Annotated in this window: 9 protein-coding genes, 1 tRNA gene and 1 pseudogene; 4 read left to right on the top strand and 7 right to left on the bottom strand. The window is 63.8% G+C overall.

Annotated features, from left to right (window positions below):
* Window position 1: 1 nt before the first annotated feature.
* The 3 genes from MAB_RS08050 to MAB_RS08040 all read right to left on the bottom strand — a co-directional run bounded on the left by MAB_RS08050 (window position 2) and on the right by MAB_RS08040 (window position 7,172).
* Window positions 2-4,672: an NAD-glutamate dehydrogenase gene (locus MAB_RS08050; protein WP_005110157.1), complete on the bottom strand. Its 4,671-nt coding sequence runs from the start codon at window positions 4,670-4,672 to the stop codon at window positions 2-4.
* Window positions 4,673-4,899: 227 nt separating this feature from the next.
* Window positions 4,900-6,573 (bottom strand): energy-dependent translational throttle protein EttA, encoded by a 1,674-nt coding sequence (ettA, locus tag MAB_RS08045; RefSeq protein WP_005084843.1) that lies wholly within the window; start codon window positions 6,571-6,573, stop codon window positions 4,900-4,902.
* Window positions 6,574-6,689: 116 nt separating this feature from the next.
* Window positions 6,690-7,172, bottom strand: a complete 483-nt coding sequence (locus MAB_RS08040) for a single-stranded DNA-binding protein (RefSeq protein ID WP_005110156.1) — start codon at window positions 7,170-7,172, stop codon at window positions 6,690-6,692.
* 192 nt (window positions 7,173-7,364) lie between these two features.
* Here MAB_RS08040 and atzF point away from each other — a divergent pair, with 192 nt between their 5' ends.
* Window positions 7,365-8,975 (top strand): allophanate hydrolase, encoded by a 1,611-nt coding sequence (atzF, locus tag MAB_RS08035; protein ID WP_005093102.1) that lies wholly within the window; start codon window positions 7,365-7,367, stop codon window positions 8,973-8,975.
* Here atzF and MAB_RS08030 read toward each other — a convergent pair.
* Complete coding sequence (locus MAB_RS08030) at window positions 8,972-10,981, bottom strand: bifunctional copper resistance protein CopD/cytochrome c oxidase assembly protein (RefSeq protein ID WP_005093101.1); 2,010 nt, start codon at window positions 10,979-10,981, stop codon at window positions 8,972-8,974. The two genes, atzF and MAB_RS08030, sit on opposite strands and share 4 nt — an antisense overlap.
* 73 nt (window positions 10,982-11,054) lie before the next feature.
* Here MAB_RS08030 and MAB_RS08025 point away from each other — a divergent pair.
* Together MAB_RS08025 and MAB_RS25375 are read left to right on the top strand one after the other, a co-directional pair.
* Window positions 11,055-11,128, top strand: a tRNA-Arg gene (locus MAB_RS08025).
* Window positions 11,117-11,320, top strand: a pseudogene (locus MAB_RS25375) (helix-turn-helix domain-containing protein). Before MAB_RS08025 ends, MAB_RS25375 begins: the two are co-directional and overlap by 12 nt.
* A gap of 26 nt (window positions 11,321-11,346) precedes the next feature.
* Here MAB_RS25375 and MAB_RS08020 read toward each other — a convergent pair.
* The 3 genes from MAB_RS08020 to MAB_RS08010 all read right to left on the bottom strand — a co-directional run bounded on the left by MAB_RS08020 (window position 11,347) and on the right by MAB_RS08010 (window position 16,815).
* Window positions 11,347-11,892: an SMI1/KNR4 family protein gene (locus MAB_RS08020; protein WP_012296439.1), complete on the bottom strand. Its 546-nt coding sequence runs from the start codon at window positions 11,890-11,892 to the stop codon at window positions 11,347-11,349.
* A 43-nt stretch (window positions 11,893-11,935) separates the two neighbouring features.
* Window positions 11,936-15,439, bottom strand: coding sequence for a DNA/RNA non-specific endonuclease (locus tag MAB_RS08015; RefSeq protein ID WP_005110155.1), 3,504 nt, complete (start codon window positions 15,437-15,439; stop codon window positions 11,936-11,938).
* 413 nt (window positions 15,440-15,852) lie between these two features.
* The gene (locus tag MAB_RS08010; RefSeq protein ID WP_005098072.1) at window positions 15,853-16,815 is read right to left on the bottom strand and encodes a GNAT family N-acetyltransferase; all 963 of its coding nucleotides are present in this window, start codon (window positions 16,813-16,815) and stop codon (window positions 15,853-15,855) included.
* Window positions 16,816-17,007: 192 nt separating this feature from the next.
* Between MAB_RS08010 and MAB_RS08005 the strand changes: the two genes are divergently transcribed.
* Complete coding sequence (locus tag MAB_RS08005) at window positions 17,008-17,352, top strand: DUF732 domain-containing protein (protein WP_005074484.1); 345 nt, start codon at window positions 17,008-17,010, stop codon at window positions 17,350-17,352.
* Window positions 17,353-17,365: the final 13 nt, after the last annotated feature.

The raw sequence follows: 17,365 nt of genomic DNA, 5'->3' as shown, positions 1-17,365 counted from the left end.
ATCATGCAGGACCGGTGATACTGCTCCTGATCATCCCTCTGATCTGGCGTGCTGCCACCGACAACGTCGCCAGGTCCGGCTCGCCCGCGGCGAAGATCTCCGCGAGCGTGCCGCGGGCCCGTTCCAGACGCGACGCGTTGGTGAACTCCCACTCTGCGATCTTCTGCTCACCGGTTTCATCGGGTTCGCCCACGGACAGCACGTCCATGGTGAGCGCCCGCAGCGAGGAGTAGATGTCGTCGCGGATCGCCAACCTGGCCAAGGAATGCCATCTGTCATTGCGCTCCAGCTGCGAGACGGCGGTGAGCAGATCATCCACCCGCAGATCGTCCATAAGGGTGAAGTACAGATCGGCCACCTCGGCACCATCACGGTCGGCGATGTCGGCGATATCGATGATGTCCAGCAGGCTGAATCCGTACAGGCAACTGGCGACATCACTGGCTAGATCGAACGGAACACCTAGTGCCACCAGGTCTTCGGTTTGCTTGGTGACGATCTCCAGGTCGTGGCCGCGCAGCCACGTGGTGAGCTTCGGGCTCAGCTCGGCGATGCCCTCGGCGAAGCGGTTGATCTCGGCGCCGACCGCAAGGGGTTGCGGCCGGTAACTGATCAGCCAGCGGGATGCCCGATCCAACAGACGCCGCATGTCCAGCGTCAGCCGATCCGAAACCGCAACCGGCACATCGGCGTGACGGATACGGTCCCACAGCGAACGCAGGCCAAAGATGGCTTCGACGGCGACGTACGTCTTGAGTCCGTCCACCGAGCCAGTCCCGGCATCCTCGAAAAGCCGGTACACGTAGGTGATTCCGCCGCAGTCGACCACGGAGTTGACCAGCATGGTGGCGTAGATCTCCTTGCGCAGCGGATGCTGGCGGATCTCCGCGTCGAATCGCTCACGCAGCACGTCCGGGAAGTAGTGCACCATGCGCCGCAGGGTGACCTCTTGGTCCGGGGCGTCACTGGCCAGCAGATCATCCTTGAGCCCGAGCTTGACGTGTGCCATCAGCGTGGCCAGTTCCGGTGAGGTCAAACCGATCCCCAGCGCCGCCCGGCGGTCGATCTCCTTTTCGGAGGGCAGCGCCTCCAACTCGCGGTCGAGGCCACGCTCATTGACCAAGTAGGCGATCTGGCGGGCGTGCACGCTCAGCAGCGAGGCCGCGTTTGCGCGGCTGGTGCCCATGAGATTGTTCTGGGATTCATTGTCCGCCAGCACCAGCGTGGCCACATCGTCGGTCATCGATTCCAGCAGGGCCGTCCGCTCGGAAGCCTCGATCTTGCCGGCGCTCACCAGAGAGTCGATCAGAATCTTGATGTTGACCTCGTGGTCGGAGCAATCCACACCCGCGGAGTTGTCTAGCGCGTCGGTATTGACCCGTCCGCCGTTCAACTCGAATTCGATGCGACCCCGCGATGTCAGGCCCAGGTTGCCGCCTTCACCGATCACCTTGGCACGCACCTGGTTTCCGTTGACGCGGACGGCATCATTAGCCTTGTCGCCCACGTCGGCCTGCGATTCACTCTCGGCCTTGACATAGGTACCGATGCCGCCGTTGAAGAACAGATCGACCGGGGCGAGCAGGATGGCGCGCACAAGCTGCGGCGGCGTCATCTCCACGACATCGCTGTCGAGGCCGAGGACATCTCGCACCTCGGGACTGATCGGGATCGACTTCTGTTCCTTGCTGTAGACACCACCGCCGGCGCTGATCAGTGCCGAGTTGTAGTCGGCCCAACTGGAGCGCTCCAGTGCGAACATCCTCTTGCGTTCGGCCCAGGAGGACGCGGGATCGGGGTTGGGGTCCAAGAAGATATGCCGGTGGTCGAAGGCGGCGACCAGCTTGATGTGCTGAGACAGCAGCATGCCGTTGCCAAACACATCGCCACTCATATCGCCGACCCCGACAACGGTGAAATCCTGCGTCTGGGTGTCGATCCCTATTTCCAGGAAGTGCCTCTTGACACTTTCCCAGGCGCCCCGCGCGGTGATGCCCATCGCCTTGTGGTCGTACCCGACGGAGCCGCCGGATGCGAACGCGTCGCCGAGCCAGAATCCGTAGGACAGCGCGACATCGTTGGCGATGTCGGAGAAGGTGGCGGTGCCCTTATCGGCCGCCACCACGAGATACGGGTCGTCCCCGTCGCGGCGCCGCACCCCTTCGGGCGGCACCACCGCGTTGGTGGTGCGATCGCGGTTATCGGTGATGTCGAGTAGGCCGCTGATGAAGCGCCGGTAGCACTCGACACCCTCCGCGCGGAACGCGTCACGGTCTGCGGCCGCGTCTCCGGTGACGGCGGGAGGATTCTTGACGACGAACCCGCCCTTGGCGCCGACCGGCACGATGACGGCGTTTTTCACCGCCTGCGCCTTGACCAGCCCCAGGATCTCGGTGCGGAAGTCCTCGCGACGGTCGGACCAGCGCAGGCCGCCGCGCGCCACCGGACCGAACCGCAAGTGCACACCCTCCACCCGCGGCGAGTACACGAAGATCTCGAAGCGAGGACGCGGTTCGGGCAGCTCGGCGATTTCACGCGGATTGAGCTTGAAGGACAGCACGCCCTTGGCGCGCGCCGAGTCCTCCTTTTTCACAAAGTAATTGGTGCGCAGAGTGGCCTGGATCAAGCCGAAGAAGGCGCGCAGCACCCTGTCGGTGTCCAGGCTGACCACCTTGTCGATCTCGGCGAGTACCTGCGCAGCCTTGGCGTCGGCGATGGTGTCGTCGGTGCTCTCCGGATCAAACCGGGCCTCGAACAGCTCCACGAAATCGCGTGCGGTCTGGGAGTTGTCGGCCAGCACCGTTTCGATATGCGCTTGACTGTAGGGGAAACCGGCCTGACGTAGGTACTTGGCGTATCCGCGCAGGATGGTGATCTGGCCGGCGGTAAGCCCGGCACGCAGCACCAGCTCGTTGAACCTGTCGGTTTCGACGCGGCCATGCCAGACGGCATCAATGGCGCGGGTGAGCAGGTCGGCGCGGCGCGCGGTGCCCTCGGCGTCGAAGGTGCGTGCGATCGCCGGGTGCACCACGATGCGGAAGGCGTACAGCGAGACCGCGAGGCCGTCGGGCCGGGTGAAGTGATATGGGCGTTCCTCCAGCACGTCGACACCCATGCTGTGCAGCACCGGCAGCACCTGGCTCAGTGATGCCGACCGGCCACCCAGATACATGCTGAGCACACCGGTGCCCAACTCGTCGGCGTCGTAGGCAAGATCGATGGAGTCCTCTTGCAGTCCTTCGATTCTGGCGATATCGGCGATGGCCTCGGCGGGCGGGACGTTCTGTTTGAAGACCTCCGGCAGGATGACGGAATAGCGCTCGGCACATGCCCTGTCGATCGGTGAGTCGGGGCGTACCGCCCGGACCAGACGATCGCTCCAGGTGCGGGTGGTCTGGGTCAGCAACCCCTGGATGCGGACCCGGTTGGCTTCGGAGGTGTCGATGCTGTTGTGCGGGCTGTTTTCCGGCAACCGCACAGTGAAATGAACCAATGCCCAGGGTGATTCGCTGACACGCGCGGTGTAGTCGATCCCGGTGCCGCCAAGCTCTCGCACCAGCGTGTCCTGCATGGCGAGCCGCACGGTGGTGGTGTAGCGGTCACGCGGCAGGTACACCAGCGCGGTCACAAAATTGCCCAGCTCATCGGCCCGCAGAAAGAGCAGCGAACCTGGGTGCGCCCCAATGTTTCTGGATGCGGTGACGATGTCGTAAAGCCTGTCCACGCTGGATGCGAACAGCTCTGCGCGAGGCAGGTTCTGCATGAACTCGATCAACATGTGACCGGCCAACGAATCCTGGGTGGCATCCGAGCGGCCAAGTACTTGGTGTACGCGATCGCAAACCACCGGGATGGCGAGCACATCGGCATTCATCGCGGCAACGGTGAAGACCCCGACCAACCGGTGCTCGATGGCCGGCCCGCTGCCGTTGTCCTGCCGAATCACCACAATATTCGGGTAGATGGCATACCGCAGGTAGGTGGGTGTGGTGGCCTGCGCGAGCACCAGCAGCTGATCGTTGTGGGTGAGCTGTGGGAGCACCTCTTCGCGGCGCTTGAGCAGCCCCAACCGGCTCGACTCATCGACGGTGGCGTGCCCGTTCTCGACGGTGCACCGCTGGTATCCCAGCAGCGTGAAGTTCCCGTCGACCAGCCAGCGCAACAGATTCGCGACCTCTGTCAGCTCGGCCGAGGAAAACCTGGCGTTGCCGGGCGCGGCGTCCAGATCACTGGCCAGTTCGATCACCGCGTCGCGCATGGCGTCGGTGTCGGCGGCGACGTGGCTGCCGTCTTCCAGCGTGTGCGGCAGCTGGGTCTCGATGAATGCCAGCCGCTCGGCGTCGATGGACGGCGGCAGCTGCAGATGAATCCAGCACTCGGCATTGGGCGCCGTGTCGCTTTGCGGATGGTCGACCGGGGCCGCCGAGAGCAGTGTCCCATCGGCAGCGCGCTCCACGGAGAAGACGGGGTCCATCAGGTCGACGATGGCCACGCCCTGCCTGCGCAGTAGCACGGTGATGGACTCGGTCAGCAACGGCGTGTAGTCGGTGACCAACTGCAGGGCGGTACCGAGTCCCGCGTCGTCGCCGTTGCGGTAGGTCGCCATCGCGATCTCGTGCGGCTGGCGCCGCGCGGCCAACCGCAGCAGCGCACGCATGAGCGCCTCCCGCACCGGTGGAGCGGCGGGGGCGGCGTGACCGTCAGGTTCCAGCGGCTCGTCCCAGTCCATCTCCCCCATGTACCGGGCGCCGCTGAACGCAGCCGTCAGCGCCTCGATCGTCGGTACGCCAGATCCATTGGCGGATGGCGTGTTTTCGGAAGTGGTGGTCCCTGTATTAACAGTCACGCAGAACGCTCCTGGCCGAGGTTGCGTACCGGGTTTCGGCACGCAACTTCACCCTAGTCGCGCGTCAGGCGGCGGTGGGTAACTCTGTGCGGTCTGGCCGCATCGATACCCAAACGTTCGACTTTGTTCTCTTCGTACGCCTGGAAGTTGCCCTCGAACCAGAACCAAGAAGCGGGGTTATCGTCGCTTCCTTCCCAAGCCAGGATGTGCGTACAGGTGCGGTCCAGGAACCACCGGTCGTGTGAAATGACCACCGCGCAGCCGGGGAACTGCTCAAGCGCGTTCTCCAGTGAGCCCAGGGTCTCGACGTCCAGGTCGTTGGTGGGCTCGTCGAGCAGGATCAGGTTGCCGCCCTGCTTGAGAGTGAGGGCCAGGTTCAGACGGTTGCGCTCACCACCGGAAAGCACGCCCGCCGGCTTCTGCTGATCCGGGCCCTTGAAGCCAAAGGCCGAAACATATGCCCGCGAAGGCATTTCATTCTGGCCGACCACAATGTGGTCGAGCCCGTCGGAAACGACCTCCCAGACGTTCTTCTTGGGATCGATCCCGGCGCGACTCTGGTCGACATAGCTCAACTTGACGGTCTCGCCCACCTTGACCTCGCCGCCGTCGGGGTTCTCCAGCCCGACGATGGTCTTGAACAGGGTGGTCTTGCCGACACCGTTGGGGCCGATCACGCCGACGATGCCGTTGCGGGGCAGCGTGAACGAGAGGTCCTTGATGAGGGCGCGGCCCTCGAAACCCTTGTCGAGGTGTTCGACCTCGACCACCACATTGCCCAGTCGCGGGCCGGTGGGGATCTGGATTTCCTCGAAGTCGAGCTTCCGGGTCTTCTCCGCCTCGGTGACCATCTCCTCGTATCGCTGCAGACGAGCCTTGTTCTTGGCCTGCCGCGCCTTGGCGCCCGAGCGCACCCACGCGAGCTCTTCCTGCAGGCGCTTGTGCAGCTTGGCGTCCTTGCGCCCCTGCACGGCGATACGCTCTGCCTTCTTCTCCAGGTAGGTGGAGTAGTTGCCCTCATAGGGGTAGGCACGACCACGGTCCAGCTCGAGGATCCACTCGGCCACGTTGTCCAGGAAGTATCGGTCGTGAGTCACGGCCAGGATGGCACCCGGGTAAGTAGCCAGGTGCTGCTCAAGCCACAGCACGCTCTCGGCGTCCAGGTGGTTGGTGGGCTCATCGAGCAGCAGCAGGTCTGGCTTCGACAGCAACAGCTTGCACAGCGCCACCCGGCGGCGCTCGCCACCGGACAGGTGCGTCACCGGCTCGTCCGGCGGCGGGCAGCGCAGCGCATCCATCGCCTGCTCCAGCTGGGAGTCGATATCCCAGGCGTCCGCGGCGTCCAGTTCCTCCTGGAGCTTGCCCATTTCTTCCATGAGCTCATCGGAGTAGTCGGTGGCCATCAGCTCAGCGACCTCGTTGTACCGGTTGAGCTTGGCCTTGACGGCCACGCCGTCCTCGACGTTTTCGCGCACCGTCTTGGTCTCGTCCAGCGGCGGCTCCTGCTGCAGGATCCCGACACTGGCCCCGTTGGCCAGAAACGCCTCGCCATTGTTCGGCTTGTCCAGACCGGCCATGATCTTCAGGACGCTGGACTTACCGGCGCCGTTCGGGCCGACCACACCAATCTTTGCGCCGGGCAGGAAGTTCAGGGTGACATCGTCGAGGATCACCTTGTCGCCATGCGCCTTGCGGACTTTCATCATCGTGTAGATGTACTCAGCCATGCCGCGCTGTCGCCTCTCCTCTAAGTTCTTTCGCCGCAGCTCACGACCGTTCTGCTGAGCTGCCCGAACCATCCTAGGTGAGAGGCGACCACGCAGTCGCCGGTGTCAGCCCTGGGTTAAGCGCTCAACCGCAGGTTCACCGACTCTTCGCTGCTCTCGCCCCCTTCCGGCTGCACTACTGCCGATTCCTCGGCACCGGGATCGGGTTGCTCGGCCGCCTCGGCATCGTCCGGCTTGCCGGTGTACCCGACCTTCTCGATCCGGGCGATGGTCCGCGACAGGTCCGGCCCCACCGCGATCGCTTTCATTTCCGTCACCTGACGACGGTTGCCGTCCTTGTCTTCGAACTCGCTGGTGTGCAGATGACCGTGCACGATCACCGGCGCCCCCTTTCCCAGCGCAGCGCCGACGCCGGTAACCAGTCGGCCCCAGCACGTGACGTTGATGAAGAGGGAGTTCGAATTCACCCAACTGCCGTCCTCGCGCCGTCGGCGCGCGTTGCTGGCGACGCGGAATTTGATCATCTCGTCGGATCCGACCTGGCGCCGCTTGAGGTCCCCGACGATGGAACCGATCACAGTCACTGGAGTTTCAAACATGGTCCGTGCCCTTTCTTACCTGTCTCTGTATCTCTGTCTCCGCACCACTGGCGGGTGCTCTTGGTGACTCCAGTAACCCCGGCGACACCGACACCCGCCGACAGACGTGGGCACGTCCGGACGGTGGTTGTGGATGAACATTGGATTGGGGATAAGTGGCCGATGGGTCAGGGCACCCGTACCTTGCTTGACATGACGGTTTGGATCATGCGCCGCCCCGAGGATGACATCGCTGCCGAATTGGAGGCCTCATCAGGGCCGTTGGCCGGTGTACGGCTGGCGGTCAAGGACAATGTGGACGTGGGCGGCGTGCCGACTACCGCCGCCTGCCCCGAGTACGCATACGTACCCGATCAGGATGCGCCGGCCGTCGCGGCGCTGCGTGCGGCAGGCGCCGTGGTGGTGGGCAAGACCAACCTGGACCAGTTCGCGACCGGGCTGGTGGGCACGCGCTCCCCGTATGGCGCGGTATCGGACTCCCGCCGTCCCGAGTACATCAGCGGCGGTTCCAGTTCGGGATCCGCCGTGGCCGTCGCCACCGGACAGGCCGATATCGCGATCGGCACCGACACCGCCGGTTCCGGCCGCGTGCCGGCGGGGCTGCAGGGCATTGTCGGCATCAAACCAACAGTCGGCGTCATCTCGACCGAAGGCGTGGTTCCGGCATGCGAATCCTACGATTGTGTAACCATTTTCGCCCCCTCCCTAACCACCGCCAACGCGGCGATGGCCGCGATGGGCGCGGCGGCGGGGCCCCGGCTTTGGCCCGCCAACACCCGGCTGGCCGCTCCGCCGCAACCCACGATCGCCGTCCCGCGCGAGCTGCCCGCCCTGGACGAGGTGTGGTGTAACGCGTTTCGCGGAGCCGTCGACGATCTGCGCGCCGCCGGCGCGACCATCATCGAGATCGATCTCACCCCGTTCCTGGCTGCCGCGAAGCTGCTGTACGAGGGCGCGCTGGTCAGCGAGCGTTATGCCGCGGTGGGCGAGTTCATCGACGCCCACCCCGAGGCATCGCTGGATCCCACTGTTGCACAGATCATTTCCGGTGCACGCGATATCCCGGCGCATCGCCTGGTCCACGACCGCGCCGAGGTGCAGCGCCTACGCGAGCAGGCCATGACCTCGCTGGCGGGTGCGGATGCATTACTGGTGCCGACAGCACCGCTACATCCCACGATCGAGCAGGTGAATGCCAACCCCATCGGCGTCAACGCGACCATGGGGACCTACACCAACTTCTGCAACCTGTTCGATCTGTGCGCGGTGTCGGTGCCCGCCGGAACCGCGGGCGACGCCCAGTTTGGCGTGACGGTTATCGCGCGGGCATTCGATGATGCGGTCGCCTTCGACATCGCCGCGCTCGCTACCGGAGCACCTGCGGGACAAGATGTTTGGCCTGCCGCGATCACGCTGTCCCATGAACTTGCGGTGTTCGGCGCACATCTCAAAGGCGGCCCGCTGGAGTTTCAACTCACCGACCTGGGCGCACGGTGGGTCGGCCCGATCCGCACCGCGACGAAGTACCGGATGTCGGCGCTGCGCACCACGCCACCCAAACCGGGCCTTACCCGCTCCGAGGAGAACGGCGTGAGCATCGGCGGCGAGGTCTGGCGCCTCTCCCCCGCCGCGCTGGGCACCTTCCTCGCGCAGCTGCCTGAACCGATGCTGCTGGGCAAGGTCGAATGTGATGACGGCTTGTGGCGCACCGGCTTTGGATGCGACGGTGCCGCCGCACAGGCCGGCGTCGACATCAGCGAGCACGGCAGCTGGCCAGCAGCCATCGCGGCCGGAGCGGTCTAACCGCGCGTTTTCTCGTTGTGCTGGGCCATTTTCGCGAGCATGGCGTTGTAGGCGGCCAGGTCCGCGTCGTCATCGCGGTCGGCGGCGCGATCCTGGCGGCGGGCCAGGCGCTCATCCGAGCGTGACCACTGGACCACCAGGGCGATCATCACCACCATCAATGGCAGCTCGCCCGTTGCCCAGGTGATGGCGCCCCCCATGTGCTGGTCGGCGGCCAGGTCGATCCTCCATGGCAATGCCAGGTTGCTGTAAAACTTCTCGCCGAGAATCGATTTCGTGCCCATCAGGATGACCCCGAAAAAGGCATGCAGCGGCAGCGAGACCAGCACGATGCCCAGCTTCGCGACCGGGGGCAGACGGCGCGGCGACGGGTCGATGCCGATGACCACCCAATAGAACAGGTAGCCGCTGAGCAGGAAGTGCAGATTCATCGCCAGGTGCGCCGCGTGCACGTCGACGGCGGCGTCATACAGCCCGCTGAGGTAGAGGCCGTAGAACCCGCCGATGAACAACGAGGTCGCCACCAACGGATGGGTCAAGAAGCGAGAGAACTTACTGTGCAACGCCAATTGGACCCACTCGCGCAGTCCGGGCGGATCACTCTTGCCTGCCGCGGGCAGCACCCGCAGCAGCAGCGTGACGGGACCACCCAGTACCAGCAGCACCGGCACCAACATCGAGAGCATCATGTGCGCGACCATGTGCATGCTGAACATGGCGGGCATGTACCGGCCGACACCCGATGAGGTGGCGATCAGCAAGAAGCCGCAGCCGAATAGCCACGAAATGGTGCGCCCGATGGGCCATTCGTCACCACGTTGCTTGAGGCGACGCACACCCACGACATACGCGATAGCGAAAACGATGGCGGCCGTTCCGAAGATGAGGTCGAAGCGCCAATCGAACATCAGCCGGCCCGGCGTCGGCGGACCATCGAGGTTGTATCCGATGGCAACCTCGACCGGGGATGGATTGAGGTTGACCGGCGGCGGAGGCGGGGTGCGCCCCAACCCGACGGCGATGCCGAAGGTGACCGCGAAGATGATGGCTTCCACTCCGGCCAGCCGAATCAGTGGCTGCCGGTTCTCGGGGTCCTCATCCAGTGCCGTTATCGCCGAACGCCGTTGCAGATACCCCAGCACGCCTAAGAGCAGCAGCGCCGTGGCCTTGCCCATCAGCAGCCAGCCGTAGCGGGTGGTAAACAGGTCTGAAAGCTGCACCCGGATCAGGGCGTTGATGATTCCGCTAAGGCCGATGGCGACGTAACACCACAGCGCCAGCATGGAGAATCGGCGCGCCGCCACATCGAGGTGCCCGCCGCCGCGCAGCGCGTGGATGAGCAGCGAAACCAGCCCGCCCGCCCATAGTGCCGCCGACACCAAATGGATGATGAGGCTGTTGGTGCCCAGGTCGTGAGCGCCACCGGTGGCCGAATGCCCCACGAGGGCCAGCGGCATCAGCGTGGCCACCGATCCGAGTACCAGCAGCGGGGTCCACGACCAGCGCAGCACCACACGGCTGGTGATCGCGACGCCGGCGGCGATGAAGGCCATCCAGCGCCAGGCATTCACCGTTTCGATCTCACTTGCCAATGTCCACAGCTCTCCCGGACCGAAATCGCTGAGCGGCTGACCGGACACGTCGGACACTGACAGCGGCACCATGACGGCGGAGAGCACCGCGAGTACCGTCGCGGCGGCCGTGCCGAGGCGCAGCGCGCGATATCCGTCCACGTCGAGCACCCCGCTGGTCTGTGGCGGCACGAAAAAAGCCGCCAGCAGAAACGCGCCGACGGCAACTACGGCGGCGATTTCCGCGGCCGCGCGCACGAACGGCAGACCATAGGAGGTTACGGGGCCAGGGTTGGGCAGACCGGTCGCGAGCAGGGCTTCCGCGAGAGACAACGCGCCGATGGTGGCAGCGACCAGGCCCGCCAGTACCGCGAGACCGACGACGATTGTCCAGATCGGCGAATCGGTCTTCCGGGCGGTGGGAGCTGTGGTCACCAGTCAAGGGTATGGCGAGATGCGATCCACACCGCCACCGGTTCGATAGACTCCCGTCCGGCTAGCGCCGCATGCCTCCGTAGCTCAGTTGGATAGAGCAAGGGCCTTCTAATCCCTAGGTCGCAGGTTCGATTCCTGCCGGGGGCGCTGGTAGAAGGATATTTCTCGCTGAAAGCCGCCCATGAAGCTGGCGCAGCATCCGCCCCCCAGCTGCCGCACACGGCCATTCCTACGGGTACGTGCACGACGCGCTCACCGAAACAGACACACAGCTACGCGGACTGGGGGCCGAACAACCGCGCATGTAATGCCCGCGTAGCCACGCTGGCCTCGGGATAAACCACATCGCAGGCACAAACGCGGGCTTAGGCTGACGGCGTGAAATAGCTGCCATCTTGTTCTGGGAAATCATCTGAAAAAATGGGGCAGACATACGTTCTACCGAAAACCGAGACTAGGAATTCAAGCAACGATCCATCAAATTTATCCCACTCGTTATCTCGCGTAGCCTGGATAACAACCGGCCATTTATTCGAATCTGCCGATTCGTTCGTTAACCAGTAGACGACATCACCATTATCTGTATACGCACAAGCAGTAAGCGATTCAATTGGATAAGGCACCACCGCAGGTGGTACGCCTAGCAACTTCTCGCTGTCTAGGGACATCCTAAGAGCATCGCGCCATCCTGAAATTTGCGAACCAAGGTCAAGGTGGATATTGCCATCTTGGGGCATAAGCACCATGAGGAAATCATCGAACTTGCCGGAACCATACGTTTCAACGATCTCACGATAGTCAGGCGGCGTTACGAACCCCAAATGAGCATCGATAGCCTCCCAATCCCTAGCCACACGGCTAGCAGCGTGTGGAGGTGCAACTAGGGCGGTCAAATCTTCTATCAAGGCCATCCGGAATATTCCTCCATCGGAGCGGACGTGTGCATTCTCCAGGCTACCTGTTCAATATGGTGACGGCAAGATTAAATCCGTCTTCGCCTTTAGCGATGATTTGTACGGCTGCGGGCATTAACTCGCTGCCCTTGTATAGCGGCGTCACCGTATAGTTCACTATTTGACCCGGCACATCCTTAGTGCCTTCGACCGCCGTGCGTACCGCACCCTCAAATCCACTCATTACAGGCGCATTCACCGGACGCTGGATTAACGTGACGATGTTCTCGGATTCTTTTCCTCCGCCCAGCTGTCTTGCAAACAAGTGCCCCCGAGCGAAGCCACTGTTATCCACCCACCCAGGTGGTTTCGCTTTGCCCGCTTTAGCGCCGGTGCCGATCATGTCTGGGGTGATGCGTGCGGTGATGCCAGTGGGTCGTCCGAGGTTGTCGAGCCCCTGGTAGACGGCTTGTCCGCCCTGTTTTGTGATGTCGGTTACGACCGACGTGCCGACGGGTTTGGACGGCAGAGGTATGTCGTCCGCAGCGCGGATGGCGGCCTCGCCGCCTCGGATGCCTTCGATGCCTTTAAGTCCGCGTCCTATCGCGCCGAGGCCGGGCACGATAGCCATACCGTCCAGTGCGAGAGCAGCCTTATCGGCACCTGATGCTTGGTCAAAGTTGGTCGCCGTGCGAATGTCCGTAGGAATATCAGGGACGATCCCGTAGGTGCTCTTGCTGAATTCAGACCATGCGCCCGAAAACTCCTGAGCCTTAGACGGTTCCGGCGGGAAGGCTTGCCGAGACACATTGTCGGGAAGCAGCGGTATCTGAATCGGCGGTTGACCGTTATCGATCAGTCGCTGATTCATTTCCGTGAGCGCAAGGGTCTGGTCGGTGAGTTCACGGCGGGCATCGAACAGTGCTTGGCCCTGCCGCTTCACATCATCGGGGCCGGGAGCATTCTGGGGCGACATATAGACCTGCGCCGCAGATTGATCCACCACGGACTGGGCCTGCTTGACGCGGTCCTGGGCTTGGTTGACCAGATCGAGTTGCTTCTGCACGGCATCTGCTGAAGGTGACGGCTGGAGAATTCCTTGCAGGCTCCCCGCATTGGGATTACCCGGCGCGGCAGGTTGGGTCGGCTGCTGGGGCCCACCGACCATGTTGCCCAGTAACTGACTGGCAGAAGAGGGCTGCGAGGGCGTGGGAGGCGTGGGTTTGGGGACATCGCCGGGCCCGTTGACAGCGGTCGCAGTCCCCGAGAGTGCATCGGTGGCATCCCCCACATCCGAGGTGTCGGGCATACCGGATGTGCCCAGGCTGGATGCGGTGTTGACCATCCCGGAGACCTGGGAGACACCGCCTGCGACCTTGCCGGTCAGGTCGGCGACCTGACCACCGGCCTGGGTGAGCTGCTGCGCCTGCTCGGCCTCGGCCTTGAGCTGCGGGTTGGCATCGGCGGCCAGTTGTGCGCCCTGCCCGGCGTTATTGAGCCAGGTGGAGGCAATCGAGGCACCCGAGCCCACCGCGTCAGCGGTGTCGCTGATCCCTCCAGAAACCCCTTGTACCAACGCAACAGCGTCCATCGGGTTGACCGCACCCGACTGAGCGCTAGAAGCCAGCGACGCCCCCGCCTGGGCAGCCGAGCCGAAGTTTTGTGCCGCCGACCCCGCCGACTGCCCCAAATTCACACTGTCAGAGACGGTATTGGCGATATCACCGGGCAGCGACTGACCCAGCTGCGCACCATCTTGAGCCAGCGCCTGGGTATCGGGGCCTTGCGGCTGTTGTTGGTCAGACGAGTCTTGCTCGTCCTGCTTGCGGCGCCGCGTGGAGGCCGCACCGAGCAACAGCGCGGACAGATCATTATCACCGGACTGATCGTCGCGATCTTGCTGGTCCTTGTCGTCCTGCTTTTTGTCCTTGGACGGGGCTTTCGGCAGCTTCTGATTGCCGTTCTGCCTCTGCTGACCCTGCTGCTGCAGCTGTTTGGTCAGATCATCAATGCGTTGACGATCCTGACTGGACTGCTGCTGCTTCTCCTGCAGCTGACGCGTCAGATCGTCGATCTTCTGCTGATCGGAGGACTGATCCGGCGATTGGTTGGGCTGCTGCCCAGCATCTTGTTGCGTCGGTTGTTGCGATGCCTGTTGCGGTTGTTGCACAGGCTGCTGTGCGCCCTGATTCGGCTGCCCACCTTGCGATCCCGCATCAGATCCAGGGTTGGCTTGCCCGCCTTGCGATCCCGGATTGAAATCCGGATTCGGCCTGCCCGGTCCCTGCGTATACGGGGCGGCATTTTGATAATCCGGGATTTGAGTGCCATGCGCGGGCTGATCCCAGCTCTGCTGTGGTCCCTGCTGCCCACTAGACCCCTGAACCCCGTTATTACTGACCGACGGAGCCTGCGTGTTGTAGATCGAGATCGAGCTGTTTTGGTCCAGCGCCGGCTGATTGATCCCACCCTGATAATCCGGCATCTGACCGGGCATCTGCGGCGGCTGAAACTGCGAAGCATCCGGCCCATACGAACCAGACCCGTTCGAACCACCCCCACAATCCGGCGGACACTGCGCATGCGCTTGGGGCACCGTGGCCGGAGTAAACCAGCCCAAACCCAATCCACCCGCCGAGAACATCAACAACGCAACAACCCCCGACGTCGCGGCCGCCTTATGCGAAGCATCAGTAGCCCACTGCCACAGACCCGCAAGACCTTTCCACCACCCCAGATTGGCCCCCACACCCCAAACCAACACCGCGACAATCGCAGCGACAGCAGGCAACACATCCGGACCGGTAATCCACACATACAGCCGGGGCGTGATCCCGGCGGTCAGCAGTACCAACCCCAAACCGCCACCGATCAGTGCGGCCACCAGACCCGGATGCCACACCGACTCGTCCCGGTCCGTGCGGGACTGGTTACGGTGCGCGCCAGCCCCTTCGCTACCGGGAGTGCGGTCGCGTGCCCCGAGCATCCCGGCATCGGTCAAAACCTCTGTGGCCAGGCCGGTGAGGTACTTACCGCCTGTGAACAGGGCCGCTCCGGCAAGGACGGCCATCAGCATCTGTCCGATACCGAGCAGCAGTGTCCAGCTGGTTTCGCCTGAAAGGTGTTGCCACCACTCGGCATAGCCGCCACGCAGCGTCCACCACATACCCAGCGCCCCGGCGATCACCGCAACAGCAGCAATCACGGCCTGCACCGGCTCAGCCAACCGGTGCTTACCGGCAACAGACACTGCCGTGATCGCGGGCTTGATACCCCACGCGATGAGCTTGATTCCGCCACCGAGCGCTGTCATCCCCGCCAGCAGTTCCACGACCCACACACTCCACGCGACGACATCGCCACCTGCCCGATACAGGCCGTGCAGACCAGTGACCGCCGCCACCACCAACACCGCCCCAGCGAAAACAGCCGCGACCCGGCGTGCGGTATCGCCGGTGGACGGAGCCTCGGGGACAGGTGCAGCCTGGGGTTCGCTGGAATGAGTCAGATCACGGCATGCCAGCACGCTCGCCGCCTCGGTCACATCACGGTTCACGGCACTCAACGACGGTTCACCCTCCCGACATCCGCAACCACAACATGAATTGCGACCCAACAATCAGCCCAGCATAATCAATAAGCCAAGATCGCGTAGATACAGAGGGCAAACAAGGTTGACGGCACCCCCTTGGGGGCACGTGACACCAAGATCCAACCCGACATGACCAGCCGACACCCAGTCAGCCAAGGTTGCCGAGACAGAACTCGGTGAGCTGACCTAGCGCCAGGCGGTCAAAGAGCCGGAGTGATCCCCATCGACAAGGCCGGCTAGGGCGCTGGCTGCCCCTCGCTTCGTCCGGATTCGGCGAGTCGAACCGTTACTGCACAAGCAAGTACATTTCCGGAACCCCCATCGGAGCCACCGGTCACCAAATTCCCAAATCACAGATCCGATTCCTGCGCGAGCGCTGGTTCACCTCAGCACAACGCCTGCACCATCTGCCGGGTAGCGACATCGATCTGTATGGACACCCGCGGGGAAAGATTCAGATCCCTCGTGCGCGGCACATCGAGGATCGTCGTGACCACGCCCGGCCCATCCGATTCCCAGCGCGCACCGTACCTGTTCAGAATGCTGCGCATCGCGTGGTTCTCCGCGAGGACCGAGGCAGTGAATCGGCGCACCCCGCCGGCATGCGCGGACACCGACAACGCCTCCATCAGTAGTGTCCCGATCCCGCGGCCCTGATAGTCGTCACCCACTGTGAACGCCAGCTCGGCGCAGTCGGGTTCATCGGTGTGCCGGATGAATCGGGCATCGGCGACGACGAGACCGTCAGGCTCGTCGGTGAGGGCCCACGCGAAATGTTCGAGATAGTCGACCTCGAATAGATAGGTGATCATCCGCTTACCCGGCACTCCCATAAACCGGCGGTACACCGTGCGTGGGGACAGCCGCGCCAGGCGCTGACTGTCGCCGGGCAAGATGGGCCGCAGGTAGAACTCCGCACCATCGCGCAGGCGCACCGGTATCGGCGTGACGAAGGTGGCCAGCCGCTGACGCGCCGTCCACACCAATGACTCGGAGACACCCGGGATTTCGAGCATCGTGGCGAATGCGTCGCGGCCGCCGGACCAGCCCTGGACCTGTTGGGTGGCCACGACGGTCGCCGTGCGGGCCGTCCCCCGCAATAGTGCGATTTCGCCAACTACCGTGCCGGGTACCAGATGCGCGACGACGGAACTTCCGCCGTTCCCGGCGTGGATGACTTCACCGCTACCCGAGCCCACGAGCAGGAACCAGTCGGCTGGCTCACGCTGGCGCATCAGCACTGCTCCGGCAGCCGCCCGCAGCGGTGAGAGCAGCCCCGCCAGCGGAGCAAGTGCACCAGTCGAACTGCCCGCGAAAAATTCCAACTCCGCGAGTTCGGCGGCATCCACGCCAACAGCTCCGGGCCACGCTCTGTCCACGATGTGCACCGCCCTAGCCCGTCCAGCCGAGTCTGTTCGCATGGTAGTCACCACCGTCGCGCCCGATCAGCTAATGACGGAACCGCTTGGGCCGTTTCGGGCATTCGCCAATGCGGGGCCCATCCCCATGGCAATAATGCTGGTGACCGGAAGGACACAAGGATGGACAAGCTCCGCACCAGGGTCGTCATCGGGATCGCTGCTGTCGGAATGTCAGTGGGTAGCCCGTTTAGCGCGGGCATCGCCCAGGCGAATGACCACACCTTCCTGGACAGCCTGCGCGCCGCGGGAGTCTTCATCCACAAGGACGCCGAACCATACGTGATTCAGGCCGGTCACCAGGCGTGCCGGGATCTACACAACGGCGTCCCGCCCGAAGAGGTGGGCAATTCCTTCCCCTGGGGCCATGGCGTGGCACCCGCTCCTGCCCCACAGGTGTACCTGGACATTGTGCAAAGCGAGCTATGCCCGAATGCGCTGAACCCGGCGCCACCGCCACCGGCATGAACATCCAGCGCCC

The organism is Mycobacteroides abscessus ATCC 19977 (genome assembly GCF_000069185.1).
In the GTDB taxonomy this organism is placed as follows: domain Bacteria; phylum Actinomycetota; class Actinomycetes; order Mycobacteriales; family Mycobacteriaceae; genus Mycobacterium; species Mycobacterium abscessus.
The sequence above is the reverse complement of the archived record's forward strand: the minus strand, read 5'-3'. Positions and strand labels throughout refer to the sequence as shown.

Coding starts and splice junctions, on each gene's coding strand:
- MAB_RS08005 (WP_005074484.1), top strand. CDS start 17,008: ATGGACAAGCTCCGCACCAGGGTCGTCATCGGGATCGCTGCTGTCGGA.
- atzF (WP_005093102.1), top strand. CDS start 7,365: ATGACGGTTTGGATCATGCGCCGCCCCGAGGATGACATCGCTGCCGAA.
- MAB_RS08020 (WP_012296439.1), bottom strand. CDS start 11,892: ATGGCCTTGATAGAAGATTTGACCGCCCTAGTTGCACCTCCACACGCT.
- ettA (WP_005084843.1), bottom strand. CDS start 6,573: ATGGCTGAGTACATCTACACGATGATGAAAGTCCGCAAGGCGCATGGC.
- MAB_RS08040 (WP_005110156.1), bottom strand. CDS start 7,172: ATGTTTGAAACTCCAGTGACTGTGATCGGTTCCATCGTCGGGGACCTC.